The 18,705-nt window shown below is 56.8% G+C and carries 12 protein-coding genes and 3 pseudogenes; 4 read left to right on the plus strand and 11 right to left on the minus strand.

From position 1 onward, the window contains the following. Window positions 1–279 precede the first annotated feature (279 nt). The 6 genes from JOH52_RS32715 to JOH52_RS32740 form a co-directional block, all read right to left on the minus strand. The gene (locus JOH52_RS32715) at window positions 280–1,164 is read right to left on the minus strand and encodes a hypothetical protein (RefSeq protein WP_234842738.1); all 885 of its coding nucleotides are present in this window, start codon (window positions 1,162–1,164) and stop codon (window positions 280–282) included. An 11-nt stretch (window positions 1,165–1,175) separates the two neighbouring features. Beyond that, window positions 1,176–2,135, minus strand: a complete 960-nt coding sequence (locus tag JOH52_RS32720; protein ID WP_017275014.1) for an nSTAND3 domain-containing NTPase — start codon at window positions 2,133–2,135, stop codon at window positions 1,176–1,178. A gap of 1,015 nt (window positions 2,136–3,150) precedes the next feature. Beyond that, window positions 3,151–3,549 carry a hypothetical protein gene (locus JOH52_RS32725; protein ID WP_017266201.1) on the minus strand — a complete coding sequence of 133 codons (399 nt, stop codon included), beginning with the start codon at window positions 3,547–3,549 and terminating at the stop codon, window positions 3,151–3,153. An 81-nt stretch (window positions 3,550–3,630) separates the two neighbouring features. Then, entirely contained in the window at window positions 3,631–4,050 is a 420-nt protein-coding gene (locus JOH52_RS32730; RefSeq protein WP_017266202.1) for a hypothetical protein, read from the minus strand. Between the two features lie 480 nt (window positions 4,051–4,530). Then, window positions 4,531–5,562 carry a hypothetical protein gene (locus JOH52_RS32735; RefSeq protein ID WP_017266204.1) on the minus strand — a complete coding sequence of 344 codons (1,032 nt, stop codon included), beginning with the start codon at window positions 5,560–5,562 and terminating at the stop codon, window positions 4,531–4,533. Next, window positions 5,552–7,216, minus strand: coding sequence for an HsdM family class I SAM-dependent methyltransferase (locus JOH52_RS32740; RefSeq protein WP_026030471.1), 1,665 nt, complete (start codon window positions 7,214–7,216; stop codon window positions 5,552–5,554). The genes JOH52_RS32735 and JOH52_RS32740 overlap by 11 nt, the downstream gene beginning before the upstream one ends. 458 nt (window positions 7,217–7,674) lie before the next feature. Here JOH52_RS32740 and JOH52_RS32745 point away from each other — a divergent pair, with 458 nt between their 5' ends. Beyond that, entirely contained in the window at window positions 7,675–10,509 is a 2,835-nt protein-coding gene (locus JOH52_RS32745; protein ID WP_017266206.1) for a tetratricopeptide repeat protein, read from the plus strand. Window positions 10,510–10,715: 206 nt separating this feature from the next. Next, window positions 10,716–12,089 carry an RNA helicase domain-containing protein gene (locus JOH52_RS32750; protein WP_234896701.1) on the plus strand — a complete coding sequence of 458 codons (1,374 nt, stop codon included), beginning with the start codon at window positions 10,716–10,718 and terminating at the stop codon, window positions 12,087–12,089. Here JOH52_RS32750 and JOH52_RS32755 read toward each other — a convergent pair. Then, window positions 12,041–12,874 carry an IS5-like element ISRm4-1 family transposase gene (locus JOH52_RS32755; protein ID WP_013851057.1) on the minus strand — a complete coding sequence of 278 codons (834 nt, stop codon included), beginning with the start codon at window positions 12,872–12,874 and terminating at the stop codon, window positions 12,041–12,043. The genes JOH52_RS32750 and JOH52_RS32755 overlap by 49 nt on opposite strands. Window positions 12,875–12,965: 91 nt before the next feature. Here JOH52_RS32755 and JOH52_RS32760 point away from each other — a divergent pair, with 91 nt between their 5' ends. Continuing rightward, window positions 12,966–13,745 (plus strand): P-loop NTPase family protein, encoded by a 780-nt coding sequence (locus JOH52_RS32760; RefSeq protein ID WP_234896654.1) that lies wholly within the window; start codon window positions 12,966–12,968, stop codon window positions 13,743–13,745. Window positions 13,746–14,126: 381 nt separating this feature from the next. Next, the gene (locus tag JOH52_RS36705; protein WP_162145869.1) at window positions 14,127–14,597 is read left to right on the plus strand and encodes a transposase; all 471 of its coding nucleotides are present in this window, start codon (window positions 14,127–14,129) and stop codon (window positions 14,595–14,597) included. 85 nt (window positions 14,598–14,682) lie between these two features. Here JOH52_RS36705 and JOH52_RS32770 read toward each other — a convergent pair. The 4 genes and pseudogenes from JOH52_RS32770 to JOH52_RS32780 all read right to left on the minus strand — a co-directional run bounded on the left by JOH52_RS32770 (window position 14,683) and on the right by JOH52_RS32780 (window position 18,158). After that, window positions 14,683–15,431, minus strand: a pseudogene (locus tag JOH52_RS32770) (carbonic anhydrase). 2 nt (window positions 15,432–15,433) lie between these two features. Then, the gene (locus JOH52_RS32775; RefSeq protein WP_234705655.1) at window positions 15,434–16,318 is read right to left on the minus strand and encodes a pectate lyase family protein; all 885 of its coding nucleotides are present in this window, start codon (window positions 16,316–16,318) and stop codon (window positions 15,434–15,436) included. Next, window positions 16,270–16,470 (minus strand): annotated as a pseudogene (locus JOH52_RS36840) (hypothetical protein); the annotation flags it as partial. The pseudogene JOH52_RS36840 and the gene JOH52_RS32775, both read right to left, overlap by 49 nt. A gap of 54 nt (window positions 16,471–16,524) precedes the next feature. Next, a pseudogene (locus JOH52_RS32780) lies at window positions 16,525–18,158 on the minus strand (putative bifunctional diguanylate cyclase/phosphodiesterase). Window positions 18,159–18,705: the final 547 nt, after the last annotated feature.

Here is an 18,705-nt window from a genome sequence, read left to right on the forward strand (position 1 = left end):
GGCTGATCGACTTAACGTCCCCGGCCTGCGGTCTCCCTGGCACCTTCTAAGACGCCGTCCAGAGGAGCGGCAAGTGATATGGCGATAGCACCGCGGATCTCTCGTGGCCAGCGGCCATAGGCGTTAGATAGGCCGGACGGGGCCTTGCGCAACAAATGCCTTGCTAACCGGGCCGTTCCACATATGAGGAAGACCCTAATTAGTTCCAAAGCGCCAGGGCAATCCGCGATCCTCAGCCCAATGAGATTGGCCTGAAGCCGTAATTAGGTCGTTGGCTAGTCAGGTTTTCAGATTTTCTAAGCGACGAGGACATCGACTGAAGGTCCGCGTTCGAAAATGATCCGCCGAGGGCCGGACGTCGTTCGCTCGGAGATTGCGAGCGCGGTGCCGAAGTTTGCATATCCCCCGCTGCTGCCTACTTTCTCTAGCCTGCTGGGTTGCAGCGATGCGTTCCTCGAAATCACTCTTCTTCCAGTAGAATGCCATTGTCGATGTGAGACCTTCGATTTTCTCGATGTGCTCCAGCCATTCGCCGACCAATTGCTCTGGATCCTCGTTGCGGCCAATCGAGTTCAAATCAAGCACATCCGCCGCTTCTTCGGTCGCTTGGTCGAAATTGCTGTAGAACTGGTCGGACATCCCGACCTTGGATGACGCTAGATTTGACGCGAGTGTGGCGAGCTCCATTGCATACTCCCGTTCGGGCGACACGTATCTAAAGATTTGGAGGCGAAGGTATCTGGCGTAGGCTCGCGCGTGGGGGAGATGGCTGTATCTTCCACCGGCAAGCTCGTCGATTAAAATGGGAAGCTTTCCCTCATTTGTCCAAAAAAGCTTCGCAATTCCCCGTTTCCGGAGTGCTTCGCAGATTTCGGTGTCCCCTTTCGCGAGTACGAGGTCGCCAACGAGATCGGCGAGCTCGTGCAAAGGGAGTCTACCCTCGACATCACCACTGACTAAAGTCTCCAGCAAAGCGTCCGCCACCTTCGCTCGCATCTTGCGGGAGGCTGTTGCAGTCATTTTCTTCCATAGAGACAGAGCGCTGGCAATGGATGGCACGCAGCGGGCAAGCGTCGAGAGAACCGTGGTGTCTGCCGTCTCGCGGGACAGGTAGTCCTGTACGGAGGGATTGATGAAGTTGGTCCGGCCTCCATCGATCACCACAAACGACGATTTCACCTCGCGAAGCGTATTCGGATCACCGCACGTAGCTCCTCCCTCGTGATTGCGCCGAATCCCACGACCGCTCGTTCAAAAAACAACCCGAGTGTGTCCATTCTGACGCCAGGCTCGGAGAAGCGCTCCTGCTCGGCGAAGTACAAACAATAAAGAAGGATGCGGGCGTTGAGACTGATGTGCTGCCTGAAGGCCTTGTCCCAGATCTTGTCCGGGTGTTCGAGGGTCTGCAGAAAAACTTTCGGATATTCGGACGGAGGTACGTCGCGCGGTCTAATCTCGTCAGTCATCCATTGGATGATGCGCGGCATGTAGTTGCGATGATCCACGATCTGACGCACCGAATCGCCTGCCAGGAGGGCCTGTATCGAATCCTGATCGATTTCCGAATGGTACAGATGATTGTAGAGGATCCGCGCCTTCAGTTCCCTGGTATAGGTCGCAAGGTTCAGCACCATTTCCGACACCTCGACCTTCTGGTCGTCGAGTGCCTCGGATAGCGCCCGGGCAGCCTCCAGGATGTAGGCGCGCGTCGTGAGGATAAGTCGTTTTCCTTTGTCCTTGTGGATCATGGACATGAAGCGCACAATTCGCCCGTCGTCTCGCGCCAGTGACGCGGGATCGAGCCTGATTTTGCCGAGAAAATCGTCAAAGACGAATACTTGCCGATTGCAGCGTTGGAAGGCGCGAAAACCGTCCTCGATAGAAGTGATCGAGACCAGTTCCCAACCCTCGTCGCTGTACTCCGCTGCGAGAACCTGGGCCAACGTCGTCTTGCCGACACCTGGTGGCCCGGAAACAATCAAGCAATGGGTTGGCTCAAGGATCTCAGCGGATTTATTGAGACTTGGATTGACGACGAAGACTTTTAGAATTCGCTCGATTTCATCGTAGGTAGCCTCCGTGAAAACTGCGATGTCGTTCTTCAGCAATCTGTCGAGCACCGCGGCGCTGGACAACCATAGTTTGATATTCCTCTTTTCGACGTCGGTGTTTGAGCTCCACGCGGCCCCAGATATTCGATGCGGCCACCGAAGGGTGATCCAGGAGCGTAACAAGCGTCTTCTTCCGCGCTGGCGTAAGAGCCTGAGAGGTAAGAAGGTAGTAATCGGACGGCTTCAGCTTGGCGACGTTGCTCTTCTCACTCTTGACGGCCTTCTGAAGATCCGACCATGTGCTGTTCTTATAGTGCTGGCTTGAAGGATGATGTCGCCATTCGCTCGGCCATGCCGCCCATCTATTCCACCATCAGCGCCTTCGGAAAACCTTTCAAACCTGAGACCTGTTTCCACCGACACCAGATCCATGCAAAGCCCCTCGAACTCGATCGGTGACAGGTTGGCGAAATCGTATCGTTCAGGCATGGAAACCACTCCAATAAGGTACTCGTGCAATGCTACTGATAACTCTGAACCAGTCTACCGTTCGGCCCTGGTTACGGCTGCCAGACCCCGGCCTTCCCCCAACTAAAATTCCCTACGGCGAGAGCGCTCGACACCACTGGCACCGAAATAGGGCAGGCCGCTCAATCGAAGTCATACCGCGATCAATACGTGAATATCCCGCCGAACAATCTCTCACGGTCGCTTGTGATTGGGGTCACGTTCGACGCCGACGAACTGGAGGGGACGCTGGCCGCGCAAGATGCCATTCGCACGACGGGTGAATGCGCGAGCAGGCGGCGGCCTGCGTCGCCGTCTATTGGGGAGAGGAGGATAATAGCGAGGAGGATGAAGGGCCCGAAGGCTCGCCGGATGTGCGGTAGACGCATGGAAAACAGTATGGGCTGATCTCGCCAGCAAGCTCGAATACAGAGAACAGGAAAAGGCAGAAGGCCAGAACAACAGAAAACCAGAAAGCCCGTTTTGCGGTTTACTGTTTTTCCCGAAACACAGATACACAGAAAGCCTGCTTGTGTGTTGCGAACAAAGTCTGGAACCAATTTTGATGGCGTCTCAAAAGCGTCCGAGAAGCTCACTCGTCCTTTTGATCTAGAAGTCCACCGATAGTCTCGAGACCCTTATTCGCAGAGGTCATGGCCAGTTGCTTGCTCGCGTCACTGCATGGCTCAGGGCCGCTCATCAATCTCTCCATGTCGTTCTTTGCCTTCACTGCGGCGCTTCTAATCAAGTCTTCGCCAAGTGAAATATCGTCACCACTTAGCCCCGCTATGCCCAACATAGCGAGATCGCGGCGCTTGACAAACTCCGGGTCGGATTGATCGCCAGTACACTTCTTGTACCAGATACCCAGAGAGAACACGTATGAAACCGAATTCAGCGCGTGCCTGTAGCGCTTCTCGCTGTCTAGCGGATTTTCCGCCCTTGCAGACGTTGCAACTGTGATCATTAAACCAAAGAGAAGGTACCGCATTTCAACTCCAAGCTACGCAGGGTGCCTAGCACTTACCTCCACGGGTGAGCAACCAAGTTCGATTGCAGTGGAAAAACATTTTCAGCCCTCCCGTTGCCGCTCCAACTCGTTCAGCCGTTCTTGCACCTTTCGTGCAAAGTCCGCCTTGGCCCGTTCCTTGTCTTTCGCACGGAATGCACGCGCAGCTTCGAAATCAATGCGGTATTGTCGGACTGTCGCGGAAATTCGATCCCACTGCTTTGCGATGACAACGAGGATCACCAGCGCGACAAAAGCATTCCCTCCCAATACGGCTAGGTCAATGTATTCCTGCTGCTTTGCCAACTTGCTGTTATAGCTGTCGTATCCGCGTTGGAGGCATCTCTGATGTGCCTTGCCGGTCTGTTGGATTTCTTCGTCCGTCTTGGCACGATTGTAGGCTTCGCCGCTCGGGTCGCAAATGATCTCGATGTTTTTGTAGGGCGGATCGTACTCCGCATTGATGCCTAGCCAATTGCTCATGTGCCCCCCTTAACCATTCATAGATCGCCTTATAAGCAAAATCGGAAAATCTGCCTGCAACTCAACCGGAATCGCTCAGTTGTATTACCTCGAATAAATGGCCCCATCTTTCGATCACAGCATTGAATGGGGAAGGGTAAGGGGGCCAAGAGCAGGTGAAGGCATGCAAATGCGCCTAGCTCTCTGGTGAAGTTGGAGTAGGCGTGTCGATTACCGGGTTCACGACAAGTCGGATGTCCTCGGCTGTGTAGATCATGAAACCTCCTCGAAGGTTTGCATGGGTCACCATGCCACCGAATACGAGATGGAGTGGCCGGTCATCGTCTTGCCGCTCCGCTCCAGCCATCCGGAACACCAATTTCGCCGTGATGTTTCGAATAAGCGCTCAGCGAAGCCCGGCTGACAGGGCGATGTGACCCTGTTCGCCGTCGGTCAAAATGCAGGTATCCGATGCGCATCTTTGAGAGTCGACCCAGAATTCTATTTCTTTGCCAGAACAGAACCACGCCGTCGTCTCGCCTCCTCGTGCATGTTGACGGGCGTCGCTGCGAGAACGCGGGTGACCAGCGACGTGAGAAAACGGGCCGGTGAGAGGTCATCTGGCGTACGCTCTTCGAGGATCGATACCCTAGGCAGGGCCCTGACGATACTCTCGACCGTGCTTTCCGCAAGGTGCGCGATCTCACTCTCGTCTCGATCCGTTATCGGCTGCGGGCCGGGCTCCAATATGCCGTCGCTGGGTTCTTCCTCGTCGACTGCCGGTAGTATTTGATCAGTTGAATATTCCATCAACACCAGGCATGTGGAGTGATACGCGTCGTCCTCGCGGCCAAGCTTGGACAAAAGGTCGAACAACCACTCTGCCGTCTTGGGCTCCTTCTCCAGGATGTCCGAGCGCAGGCCGAACAAGAACCCCAGGGCCGCCAGCGGGTGGCGCAGGCGAAGATTCTTGGCGTCGCCATAAGACTCCTCGATGCGGTTCGGCGCATTTTTTCCATAGGAAGAATCCATTCGCTTCGTCGAAATCAACAATTCCGGGCCGGTCACCCAATCGGTGATGATGACATCTACCTGTTTCAGGTAGTTTTTGCCGAGAATCGAAGCCGAAGAGGAGGTAACGCTCGGAATGGACGTGTTCGATATCAAATGGGATTGCGCCTTGGCTCGAATCGCCGTGGGAAGTGACTTGACGAATGCCGCGACAGGCGCAGGAAGAACGCGTGGGCTTGACGGTCTTGGCCAGACTTGGTCCGCGCCGAAACCAGCCCTGCGAAGTTCATAGCTGAGCCAGACATCCAGGGCGAGTGCAGGAACTCCCGTCTGAGTTCCGACTTTCAGGTGGAGCGGGACGCCGAGCAGAAGCGCAAGGGTGTCGTAGTCGGGACGGAAGGTCGGCTGGCCGTCCGATCCAAGAACCCATGGATTGCTGTGTTCTCCGCCAGGTGCGGCAGCTTCGACGATGTGATCAAAGATTTCCCACGCTTCTGCTTTCGAACTTGGTTTAGCGGCCACTTGCTGCCCTCAAATTACGACGGTTCGCCAGTTCCGAGCGAGCATTTCGCACAGCTGCCATCTGCGTCGCCGAAACTTCGCCATCGCCCAGCAGCACCTGGTCAACGATGTTGACGGCGTCGAGCAGCCTCCCCTTGTCCAGGAGCTTCGCAACGCTTCGCTTGAGGTTGCGAAGCTTATCGGCGCGAGACGCAACCAGGGTCGGGGAAGGCATGGCCCAAACGTCGGCTTCCTTTGGCTCGATTTTCAGGATCCCGCCTCCATAGGCGCGGCCAACCATTTCGGCATGCAGCAAGGTAATCGAGTTCAAGCTGGCGACAGGGAGGAGCGCGCGGCCCAGCGCCCTATATGCCTCGTTCAGGTAAATCCCATGCACCGAATTGAGGTGACGGGCCCTGGCCGCGTTTTCCGTGATCCGGGGCGTGTCCGCGTTCATGCATGTCAGCAGAAGGTCCGCGGGCGGAACAAGTGGCACCCGATACCAGGTCTTGCGAACCCGGCATTTATAGGCGGTGTCGACGCCTGTCCTGTGGCCATCGGCAATATATGCTGCCGCAGCTTTGGAAGGCGGGTCGGTTGGATAGAAAAGGTGAATCGCGTTACCGCCCTCGCCAAGCTTCCTCAACTGGGCACTCGAAAGCGAGAGGCCTCGCAAATGGGAACTTCCTGGCGGTGACACGCTGAGGAGCTCGTCGGGGCGAAGTCCAAGCTCGGCTACGCGCTGGGGGGACAGCGTGAAGTATCTGTTGTTCCCGGTTACCATCCCGAGCGTCGTGTCGCCCCAACTCTCCAGGTTTGTGTAGAGGCCCGTTTCGCATAGGGACTGCAAAAGATGCACCGCCTCGACGTCGATGAGACTGCTAGTCCACTTGGCCGCCGGGTCGGCCGGTGTCCACGTCTGTCCAGGACCGAGCGTGTCGAGCGTCGCTGCGTTCTTCGTCTGGCGAACGGTTGCGTGATCAGTCGGCCCCTCAAGGTACCCATCCGCAAGAAGAAGCACGACATCCGCTTCCGCCTCAGGGAACACTTGCTCGTCGAACAATACGAGCTGCACGTCTCGGAATCGACTAAACAGGAACTTGCGAACGGGAGCGGCGTAGTTCACCGAAAGCAGTTCGGCGGGAAGGACGAAGGCCAGGCGGCCGCCGGGCTGAAGGAACAACGCCGAGTGCACGGTGAATGCAGCCCAACTCGATGCGAGCCCGGTCAGTGAGATGCCACCCCTGATGGCCGCCGCGCGCGCACGCGCGCGAGCTTCCCCGGTAAAATCCTGGTATCGAATATAGGGAGGATTCCCGATGACAACGTCGAACTCCGGGTGGGGCTCGACGGAAAAGAAGTCGGATAGCTGGATATCAGCCTTGCCCCCGGCATCCGAGACCCGCTTGCGGGCTACGTCTGCGCTGTGGGCGTGTATTTCCACGCCGTGGACCGTCGGGGGGCTGCTCCTGCGTAGAGCGAGTTCACGGAGGCGATCGACGGCGGAAACCAGGAATGCGGCGTCGCCCGCCGAAGGCTCGAGTACGCGATCGTTAGGAGCGCGAATGGCCCATTTGGAAATGAAACGGGTAATCTCTGCGGGTGTGAAAAAAGCGCCTCTCTCCTTGCGGAGAACGGGAGTGTCGATAGGGTCGCTGTGGGTAACGAAAGTCACGTCTGGCTCCCGAATCATGCACTCATTGGTTCGCTCTCTTGTTGGTTACCTATCCTATACAGATAAATTTCTGTCTACTCTTTGTTCTTATTTTTAACGTCTCGATCGAGAGGGAAATAGGGAAATTGCGACAAGCCATTGCGTGGCAAGGGCTATTCCATCCGGAACCATAAGGCGCCAACATCGAGGCTGCCCAATCCGTTAGATTGAAGCGCTCGGCGCTTTAGGGGTCGCGGGTTCTGATCCATTCAAGGCGAGAGATGAAAGTCGGCTCTGGGGCCGGAAGCTATCAGTCGGCTTTCGGAGCACATTAGGCTGAAGCGGACATTCCGCAGGCGTGCCGTGTCGGACAGAAATGCGCTTGTGCTCTAGCGCGAAACCGACCATCTAGGTGAACAGAGATCGGATCGTTGCGCCAACAGCGTCCATTTGAAGAACTGAAGAGATTTGGAGGCGGGTTGTCGGAGTTCATTAAGAAGAGGGTCATCCGCGATCTCATCGAAGAGATCGCGGATCTTGATGCGGCATCGTTCGAGCTTATGGGCCACAAGGTCATTGAATTGATCGAGTCCAAGGGCTTGGTGCATCATGGCCTGAACAAAGATCACAGACCGGTTGGTTACACTGTTGACACCTTCTCACAGGACTTCACGATCGTCGGTGAGTACAGCACCGGCCAGGACTATTTCGAGGACGCCTCTGGCGGCAAGAACGAGAACAAGTTCACTAAGATCGAGAACGACATTTCCCATGCGATCGACAAGGCGGGGAGCATTACACCTGCCAAGATCTATCTTGTGTCAAGCGCTGAGGAGCCTCCGTCATTTCGTGGGAAATTCAACAAGACCGATTTGGCCGCCAAGCACTCGGACAAGACGGTGTTCTTGGACTCCCGGCAGTTGGCCGAGAAGATATTTGAATATTCGCGTGACAGGCCGCAGGCAGCAGAATTCTTTCGCTTTTACCTACCTGACTTCTCACAGAACTTGGACAACTACGAATATTACGGATTGACTCCGCCGGTATGCGCTAACCACCAATCCGAGCCCCTATTCCGCGAGGCGATCCGCGGCCATTTTGCATCAGGAAGACCGGTTTGCGTGCTGCATGGGCTCAGCGGTTCGGGAAAGACACAAGCCGCGATCGACTTCGTCCATTCCGAGGGGGCAGCATATGGCAACTACTTGTGGGTTGCCGGCGATGACTGGGGAGAAAACGTCCCGCTGACCGCCATCAAACGGTCGCGCGGCGGCGTCGACATCAACGTCGCGGGTGTATTCAATTCCACCAGGACGCTGCTGGTTGTGGACGATCTTTCCCGCCCAGTTACCGCCGAAACGTTCGCCGAGCTTGAGCAAGGATTTGCCTTGGGCGGATGTGTACTCGTCACGTCCCAAGTCGGCGAACCGAATAGTAATATCCATCTGCCGGTGCCGCTTCTATCAAGCGAAGTCGCCTACGCGATACTTGGGGAGAACCGGAGCGCGGCAGAGGATGACACCCGCGAATTCGTCGAAGCCTGCCGTTTCTGCCCTCTCATCCTGGCAGTCACACGGGAAGTCGCCAAGACGGACGGCGTCGACAAGGGGGAGCTCTACCGCGAGGTCCTGACCATACCCGACGTTGCCCATCAGCCCGACGGCCGATCGGTCATGGAGAGGATCCTCCAGCGTCTCACCGATCAGAACCGCAAGGCGTTGGTCAAAATAGCAAACAGCGGCTGCACCACCTTCGACTCAAAGTTCCTAACCAAATTCATCGGAGCGAACGCACGTTTTTCGTTGCAAAGGTTGGCGATCGTCACCCGCACAGAGGTGTCGTCCGCGCTGACGGTTCACGACCTCATTTGCAGCGCTGTGCGCACCGGGGAGCCCGACGGGACAGAACTTGCAGCGGAAGTGGTGCAGTACGTTGAGCGGTATCGCGGTGAAATGGTACCGAGCGTGCTCAGGCAGATCCATCTGTCGGCCGGGCAATTGCTGGCCGCCCATCGGGCTCGGGCAGAGTCACCATTGGATTGGTTGACTTACGCGCTGTTGCAGCTGGAAAGCGGGGACCGGCTTGGTCTGGCACCGGGATCGCATTCGCGGCCCATACGGGTGAACATGTCTATCGCTGAGCTTCTGTGCGTCATAGACCTTAGGGAGGCGCATTCGTACACCCTGCCCGGAATGCAGCGGACAGCTTACTACTCGGAATGCGCGGAGGAATACGGCAAGATTGCCGCGAAAACCGGTAATGCCGATATGCGGGTTGAGCTTCGCCACCACCAGGGCAAGGCGCTGCGGCGGAGCGATCAACTCGACGACGCTCTCGACTGCTTCAGGGCCGTTCTTCGCGAACGACCGGGCTGGCATGCGGCGCACGGTCAGATTGCGCATGCTGGAACCCAGCGAGGAGCCACCGAGGCGGTGAAGATGGAAGGAGAAAGCGCGATCAGACACCTGATCGGCCAAGTCTTGGCCGATGTGGATTCAGTGCCGCTACGCGTCTCCTTGGCCGCCTTGAGCAAACTACGATCCTATTCTTCCCTGAGCAGAGAGGTTCAGGACCAAGCAGCTTTGGTAAAGCACCTGGCCGATGTTGTGGCGATGGCGGCCTTGGCCGGGTTCCAGCAGTTTTACGAAGGCTTTTTGGCATTCACGAGCCTGTTCTCATATCAGTTCGGCGAGCATGCAGTAGCGATTGCCGAAATTTTTCCCGATATGCTAGCTATCTACCCCGACGCCGTCGACGAACGGCAGTGGCCCAACGCGTGTGAGGCTCTCGCCAACGTCGCCACAGCCGCAGCCGCAGTGGGCAAGCGGGATTTGGCAGCCCGACTGAATGAAACAGCGTGCGCTTTCGCCGAGGCTCTGAGCCAAACTGATGGAATGACGTGCTTCAAGTTGCGGGTGGTCGCTAAAACCTACGTTGGTGCGGGAAAGGCGGAAGCCGCCATTACCGCACTCGCCAAAATGCCGGACAGTGAAAAAGACCATTGGGTGCTTTATCAGCAGGCTAAGGCAGAGTTGGCGGCGAACCGACCAGAAAAGGCTCGTGAGAGTGCTCGGGCAGCACTTGATCTGGCGTCGAAAGACACTAGGGCAACGAATAGGTTGGGCTCGTATTCCGACCTCGTGGGCCAGTGTCACGAGGCCTCGGGGAACATCGAACTGGCTTTGTCGGCAACGAAAGAGGCCCTGGGTCTAACAACCGGCGAAAAATACCGACAGCAACTAACTGATCGTATCGCCCAGCTGGAAAGACGCAACGCGGCAAACGACGGCTCGGATTCAGCCCGTTTGGCATGAGAGGTGCAGTGCTGGCAGGCGGCCCTGGGGAAAGCTGTCAGACCGCTTGTCGCAGCTAGCCAAGGAAAGCTGACGCAGGTCTTATTGCTCGGCCCTGCTTATCGCCCGCTGTCACCTTGCAGTTATCCGCCTGTCAGGTTCTGAGCGAGTTTACTCTTCTGAGTAAACCTGCCAATCCTGCGAAGGCATAAGGCATAGGGGGATCCATGGCAGAATTCACGGTATCAATTTTCAACTGCAACAGCATCGATCGAGCAGAGATTGCCATCGCCGAGGGCTCACTCAACATCAAGTACGGACCAAATGGGGTTGGAAAGAGCACACTTGCAAGAGCCATCATCAGCCAAATCCGTGCCGACGGATCTCTCGATGAGCTGTTACCCTTCAAGTGCCGCGGCAAGGACGGCGCCGGGGCGCCGAAGGTGGATGGCGCGGATCACTTAAAATCGGCGGTGGTCTTTGATGATGCTTATGTGCAGCAATTCGTCTTCCAAAAGGACGAGGTGGTCAAGAACAGCTTCGACATCTTCATCAGGACCCCGGAGTACCTCGCCGAAATGGCGGAAATCGACGAGCTGCTGTCGGGCATCCGGAAGGCCTTCGCCGACAGTGCGGATATCGCACAGGTTACCACCGACCTGAAAGAGCTGAGGGACGCCTTTGGCAAGCCCGGCAAGGGTGGTGCCATTCCCAAGTCCAGCAAAATGCACAAGGCATTTGGATCCGGAAACAAGCTTGAGAACATTCCGGAGGCGCTGAAGCCCTTCGAGACTTTTATCAAGAGCCAGGAGCCCGCGAAGTGGATTGCTTGGCAGGTGAAGGGCAACGAGTTCCTGCAGCTGGGGGACAACTGCCCCTACTGTTCCAGTGTATTGTCCGAAGCAGGCAAAAAGGATACCGCTCTTGCCGTTGAGAAGGAGTACGACGCAAGTGCCGTCGGACACCTGAATACACTCCGGGCCATCATTGAGCGTCTTGGCGCCTATTTCAGTGAGAAGTGCCGCGAGAATCTGGAGAAGGTCACAAAGGCGAAGATTGAGCTGACAGCACAGGAACACAGTTTCCTAACGGGCCTCAAAGCTGAAATCGATGCTCTTATCGAGAAGCTCGAAGGACTGCGCACCCTTTCTTTCTTTTCGCTCCGCGATGTCGAAGAGGTGGGTGACCGGCTAACGCCGCTCAAGATCGATCTGGGGATGATGGACAAGCTGGATTCGGACGAAACCAGAAAAACCGTCGACCCGATCAACCAGCAGCTCGATGCCCTCATCGCTAAAGTTGGCAATCTGAAAGGAAAGATAAACCGGCACAAGAGCAGGATCAGAAAGGCGATCGACGAAAATCAGGACAGCATAAACGGCTTCCTGAGGTCCGCGGGTTACAAGTACGCCGTTGAGATTGTGCCGGAGCCGGAATCATACAAGATGAAGCTGGTCCACCAAGACCTCAGCAACCACATCGAAGCTGCGACACGGCACCTCAGCTACGGCGAGAAGAACGCCTTCGCCTTAGAGTCGGACTCGAAAAGGTTTCAACGATATCCATATCTTGCAAGGCGTCTGGTGAGCATGCGGATGTGAGCGATGGTGATCCACGCTTCTGCTGAAGCGACGGATTTTTCGAAGTCCTTGGCCAGTCTGCGGCATCGACCCAGCCAGGCGAAGGTCCGCTCGACGACCCAGCGGCGCGGCAGGATTTCAAAACCCTTGGCCTTGTCGGAACGTTTGATGATTTCGAGTGTCCATTTCCCGATTTTCTGCAGCCGCTTTTTGAGCTTGTCGCCCGCATAGCCGCCATCAGCGAAGACATGAAGCAACCACGGCCACCGGTTTTTGATGGATTTCAGGAGATCGGGAGCGCCGTCGCGATCCTGAATATCGGCGCTGTGCACCATGAGGCCGACCATCAGCCCGAGCGTGTCGACAATGATGTGGCGCTTGCGGCCCTTAATCTTCTTGCCTGCATCAAAGCCACGGATACCGCCGCTTTCCGTCGTTTTAACGCTTTGGCTGTCGATCGCGCCCGCTGTCGGCGAGGCTTCTTTCCCCTCCAATTCCCGCGCCTCCATGACGAGGTGATGGTTGATCCGTGGCCAAAGACCCATTGCCCGCCATTCATAGAAATATCGCTGCACCGTCGAACAGGGCGGAAAGTCCTTCGGCAGCATCCGCCACTGGCAGCCTGTCGAAGCGATATAGAGAAGGGCGTTTAAAACATCGCGCAAATCAGTCTTGCGCGGACGACCCAGACGCCGTGGCGCAGGCATGAACGGTGCAACAAAATCCCATTCGCGATCCGTGACATCGCTTGCATATCCGCTCGTCCGCCGGACATAATTGCGCCGGGTGGTTTCAGTCCAGGCCATCGTGATCTCCATCGAATCTTTGCAAATCCGACGGAATCACAACTGGCTGAAATCACTCAATTCTTTTTGAGGCAGCCTCTTAGTGTTGTTCATGTATCAGGTGCTGAGTGAGAAGCCGGATCTCGTGGTTCTGGACGATCCGATCTCCTCGTTCGATAAGAACAAGAAATTTGCCATCCTTCATGAACTCTTCCGAGGTAAGGCGAGCCTTCGCGGCCGGACCACGCTGATGCTGACCCACGATCTTGAACCAGCGATCGACGTTATAAAGAGCACAAGTGCGGTGTTCCAGGGAGCGGCGCCATCAGCCTACTTCCTGTCGTCCCGGGCGGGCGTCATCAAAGAAGTGCCCATCGCACGAGACGATCTACAGACCTTCGCGAGGATTTGCACCGACAACATCGCAGCGCTGGGCGATAGCATTTGCAAGGCGATCTATCTCAGGCGGCACTTCGAGCTGCAGAACGATATGGGGGAGGAGTATAACCTGCTTGCCAGTCTGTTCAAAGGAAGGGCTGTTCCTACGATCAAGTGGGGCGGCGCAGTCCGGGACATGACCGCTGAAGAAAAGACGTCGACAGAGGAAATCATCCGAGCCAGCTATATTCCTGGTTTCGACTATGACGCGCTTGTGGCGGAGGTTACCGATACCGGAGCCATCAAAGCCAAATTCCACGCCACCAATGTAGGGTACGAGAAGATCCAGCTATTCCGCATCATCAGTGACGAACATGATGATGACGTGGTCAGGAAATTCATCAACGAGTCCTATCACATCGAAAACGAGTACGTGATGCAGCTCAATCCCCACAAGTTTGAAAGCATCCCTGAGTACGTCATTCAGGAGTGTGTCCGACTGCTCCCCGATTGAGGTGTTGCCGGCGGTGTTCGCGCGCTTCAAATGAATGCCAGCTTTTCAGGCGACGGTGATCCCAAACTGAGCGGCCAAAATGCGGGCGCAGTGCTGCCGTTCACAGACTTAAGCGTGGACGCCGCCTTAGGGGTGGACGGGATCGTGCTCCCGCGAGCCTTGCACGGCTTGTTGCTGTGATGTTCACCTTTTCGGCCAAGAAGATCGCATAATGTATCACCCGGAACTGCGATCACCCGAGCAGTTTACAGTTCCGACCTCTCGAGCCAAACCGTGTAGAACGGTAAGCGTGGCGTGATGACCGCCTACCGGCGCTACCGTGGAGTGGGATAGTGTCCACCAACTGCTGAGTGGACACTATGGCGGTATTTGATGTCGGGAATGAGCGAAGCCGCGAAGCGCGGTCGACGAAACTGGTCGCTGGAAGACAAATGGCGAATTGTTCAAGCAGCGCCGCTTCCCGGCAACTCGGCAGCGGAGGTGGCGCGCCGGCGCGGGGTCAACAGCAACTTGCTTTTCCGTTGGATACGGGCAGCTGAGGCCGGACAGCTGGGTCACAGGCCGATTCCCTTGTGCTTCTGCCGCAACCCGCTTTGGACTTCATTCCGATGGGTGTGTTTGGACGAGGCGATGACGAAGGGACTGCGACGACGATACCGGTCGCCCCTCTGCGGCGGCCGCCCCGGTGGCGAGTTCGGCGCGGCCCAAATCGGTGTTGCCGGCCAAAGGGCCCGACAGTGGACGAGCGCCCTGGCGTCATCGAAAGTGTTCGCGTTCGCGTTGACGCCTTCGTTAATGAGAAGGCATTGCGGCGTGTTCTTGCAGCGCTGGGCGCGTAGCCCCCCGTGGTGAACCTTCAACAGATTGGCGCCGAGGAAGACCAGTTCGAGACTAAACAGGGGAGCGGTCGAGAGGCTGCGAACTCTTCTCGCGTCAGCTAAGAGCTCAGGATATAGCGGCGATTTGCAACGAGGGCTGGACGCGCATTCATTGAATAGAGCGCAGTGAACCTATCGATATCGGCCGCGTCCACCTCTATCGGTTCCTGCGCTACCATCCAGTCGACGATCTCGCTGCAGGGTGGTGTGGTGAGAGACCCTTCATAGGCCCAATACTTGAGTGACGTCGGCAGCAAACCGCTCGGGTCGACATTAGGGAGTGCGGTCTGCTCGCCGGTCTTTTGAGGGAAAGTCGCCGCCAAGCTGGCGAAGGTCGCATTGGCGGCGCCTGGCACAAAGAAAACGCCCAGCACGCCGAGTGCACCCGTTTCGGCGTGTTTATGGACAAAATGGACCTCCATCGGGAAGCGATGGCCCTCGACCAGATGTTCGCTCGGGGCGTGGAATGGTACTGCACCAGCTCATAAGGCTTGTCGCCGCGGCGGAGCGTGCCGCCGGGCGCCGCTTTCACCTGGATCGTGTGCCCATTGTTGAGGATCGCGCCGCCACTTTTCCAGTTTAACGCCAAGCCTGGGATATCGGCCTTGATCGCACCCCTGATGTCCAGCGGCGACTGCTGCGAACCGGCCGAACAGGCACTGTTCTCGTTGTTCAAAGACCCCCAGTGCTCGGGACCCGCTTCGCCTTCATAGCTCCAATGTTCGGCTTCGGCTGCATAAGCGGTCTTGGCGCAAAGCGGACAAGCAGCAAGCAAGGCCAAACGTTTGATGAATTCACGTCTTTCCATATTCATTCCCTTTCGGACGAGACGAGCAATAGATCTCGGCCTCGAAGATACTCATAAAAGCGATTGTCAATTGTCCCATCGCTCGCAGTGGCGGTGATGATCGCCGCTTCCTGTTCAGGGCGCTTACTGGACGGATCGATTAGTAGTAGTACACGCTTATTGTCGTCGCTTGAAGTTGTTGTAGAGATGCACTTGGCCGAAGCGGACGCGCGGCGCGCCCGCGCGGAAATGTTCTGGAAAAGAGTATTGTGAATCGTAACCTTGAGCCGACCACTGTCCTCACCGTCGGCGCCGTCGCTTGAGCCGATCAAATTGTTCTTCTCATAGTCGCGGAATATCGAGTACGAGATGGTTACGAAGTTCGCTGCGTTTCGCACGTCGAGCGCGCCATCGTGGTGCTGCTTGGGCCTGCCGTTTTGCATTCCGTTTTGGTCGTCTGTCCGGCGGCCGTCGGTGAAGGTGACATGATCGACCCAAACGTTCCAGGCCCCATCGATCGTCACAGCATCAAATCGCGAATTCGAGTTCCCGTTTTCTCCATCATTCGGGTTACAGGCGGGTTGTGGATCCCAAGGGTTTTCGATCCTTAGATTTCGAATGATTACGTCGTTCGAGTTTACGATCACATATGCCTCTTGAAGTTCCGCCCTTCTTCCGACCCCAATCAAGGTTGTCCAGGCGGAATTTGGAATTCTTGCCCGTGATTCCATCTCTGCGGACGTCCGCCCCTCGCTGACGTCGATCAACCCGGTGACGCGGACGATCCGCCCACCCTGGCGGCGCGAGTCGTCAGGGCGTTTTTCAATTCTCGGGCGTTTTTCACCGTGAACACAGCGCTTGCAGCCGCATGTGCTCCGCCTCGGGTGCTGCCATTCTGGGTGGCCCATCCCGTTGTGGCGGTCTCCCTGCTGGGATCCGATTGAGCAGCGACGGGCAAAGGCATGCACCCTAGGGCCAGCAACAGCCCAGCACCCAGAACAGAGGTTCGATCGATGCTGTTCATATATTTCCGAATTGGTTTGATAGCATTTGGTACCATCGAAACTGGGAACGACAGTGCCGCCAGCAGCTAAAATTCTTCCAGAGTCGACCATTAACTTGTCATTGATGATTGTCGCAGGAAATTTCTTATCGAATCGGGGGGCATGGCTGCGCCCAACAAATTTCCCTGCAAGCGGTCGCACCTTAGCTTGCGGAGCCACGCCGCCTGAGCTGCGGTCTCTCGACACCTTCCGCTGTGACCCGCATTCCCAATCCGTGCGCAAGTGCGACGATCGCGCGGACGATCGCCTGGCTTTTCTCGTAGGTCTCGACGTCCTTGATGAAGTAACGGTCGATCTTGATCGTGTCGAACGGGAAGTTCTTTAGGTACGCCAAGGACGAATATTGCGTCCCGAAGTCATCGAGCGAGATGCGGATACCCATCACCTCCAACGTATGGAGGGTGTCGAGGTTGTTGGCGGTGCGCTCGAGCAATACCGACTCGGTGATTTCCAACTCCAGGCGTTCTGGGGACAGACCCGCAGAATCAAGGGTGTTGGCGACACGGTCGGTAAGCCCTTTGCGGAGGAATTCGGCCGGCGAGAGATTGACCGCAACTGTGAAGTGCTCGGGCCAATTCACCGCTTGTCGGCAGGCTTGCTCTAGCACCCATTCGCCGATCTCTCCCATCAGGCCGTCTGCTTCCGCCAAGGGAATGAACACGGCCGGCGGCACGATCCCAGCATAGGGGTGCTGCCACCGCAGCAGGGCTTCGAAGCCAACGATCGCATCGGTTTCTATGAGCGGTTGGTATTCGAGGAAGAATTGCCGTTCCTGCAGGGCGACACGCAGACTACGCCTTAGCATCTCGCGCTGTTCCAACATGATGAGCATCGAGCGATTGAAGCTTCTGGCTCGCCCGCGCCCATCGTTCTTGGCGGCATAAAGAGCGATGTCCGCAGCCTTCATCAGTTGCTCGCCATCGTTTCCGTCCTCGAGCGCGATCGCGATCCCGACGCTCGCTCCGACGAACACATCGATGCCTTCGACGGTGAACGGCTCTTTGAAAGCATTCACGATCGACTCGGCGAGACGTTCGGCCTCCATCGACGAGCTACTACGCTGGATGACGGCAAATTCATCACCGGCAAGCCGATAAGCGATGTCTCCTTCGCCAAGCACGGCCTGAAGTCGCTCGGCGGTACCCTGAAGTACGAGGTCACCGGCAGCATGCCCGAGCGTATCGTTGACGGGTTTGAAGTCGTCGAGATCGATTTGCATCAGCGCAATTCTTTCCACGCCCTCGACTGGAAAACGGGCGTCCAAGTCGTCGCTAAATTGCCGGCGATTAGGTAACCCGGTCAACACGTCATGCAGCGCCTGGTGGCGAAGGAGAACGCGTTCGTCGCCCTCGAGTGCTAGGGAGAACGGGGAAACTGCGACTTCCCCCGTCTCGAAGATCCCGAGGAGGCCAGATTTGATGCGGCAGATAAACAGCTTCCGAGCAGGGGGGATCACGATGCTTCGCGGAAAACCGGTGACAAGCACCGATTCCACGACCAGCTTATGGTGAGAACCCAAGAGCTCCGGATATACACTCCCGATGGTCGCCTGCGACGATGCGGCGATCTGATATTTTCGCCCGAGTGCTGCGGAACAGCCGATAAGATTGGTATTCTCATAGAAGGAACTGAGCTCGTCGGCCTCCATCAAAGGCAAACTAAAAACTGCATTGAACTCACTCATTGCCGAAACTCTCGTTGGTCCAGAGGTAAGCGCTTCGCGCAGCACCTTGCCGCCAATCCGCACCGCCCCGGATAGGCGTGCCGTTCTGCAGTCAGTCTGGGCTCGCCTCAATTCCGGGCCGCACGTTAATGTTGCTCGTTTCCCCGCCTCAGATGCTATAGCACGGCTGTATCGGTCAATAGCGCTGCCAGTGCAATGCTGATTTCTAAAGTACTTGTATCTTTTTGGAACGAGGTGCGTATCTAACGCAGAGCGGGCGGGGCAACTTTACGGTGGTATGGCTGGTTCTCGCGGGGCCGGCGCCACGCTGATCGGACTTAAAATGGATGCTCAGAGCACCCACACACAGCCAGTAAAGCGTGCAGTTGTCATGGTCGGGCAATCGACGCGGGCGCCGCGGAGCTCATGGCCAGCGCGGGTCGCACCAGACGCGACTTTCTCTTGAACCATCACCGCGGCGTCCACAAATGTGCTGCAGAGGCAGCGAAGGAGTTCAGCTGACTGAATCCGTACCGTAAAGCTGCGTGAATGATGGGGGACGACCCTC

The organism is Sinorhizobium meliloti (assembly GCF_017876815.1).
GTDB lineage: Bacteria > Pseudomonadota > Alphaproteobacteria > Rhizobiales > Rhizobiaceae > Sinorhizobium > Sinorhizobium meliloti.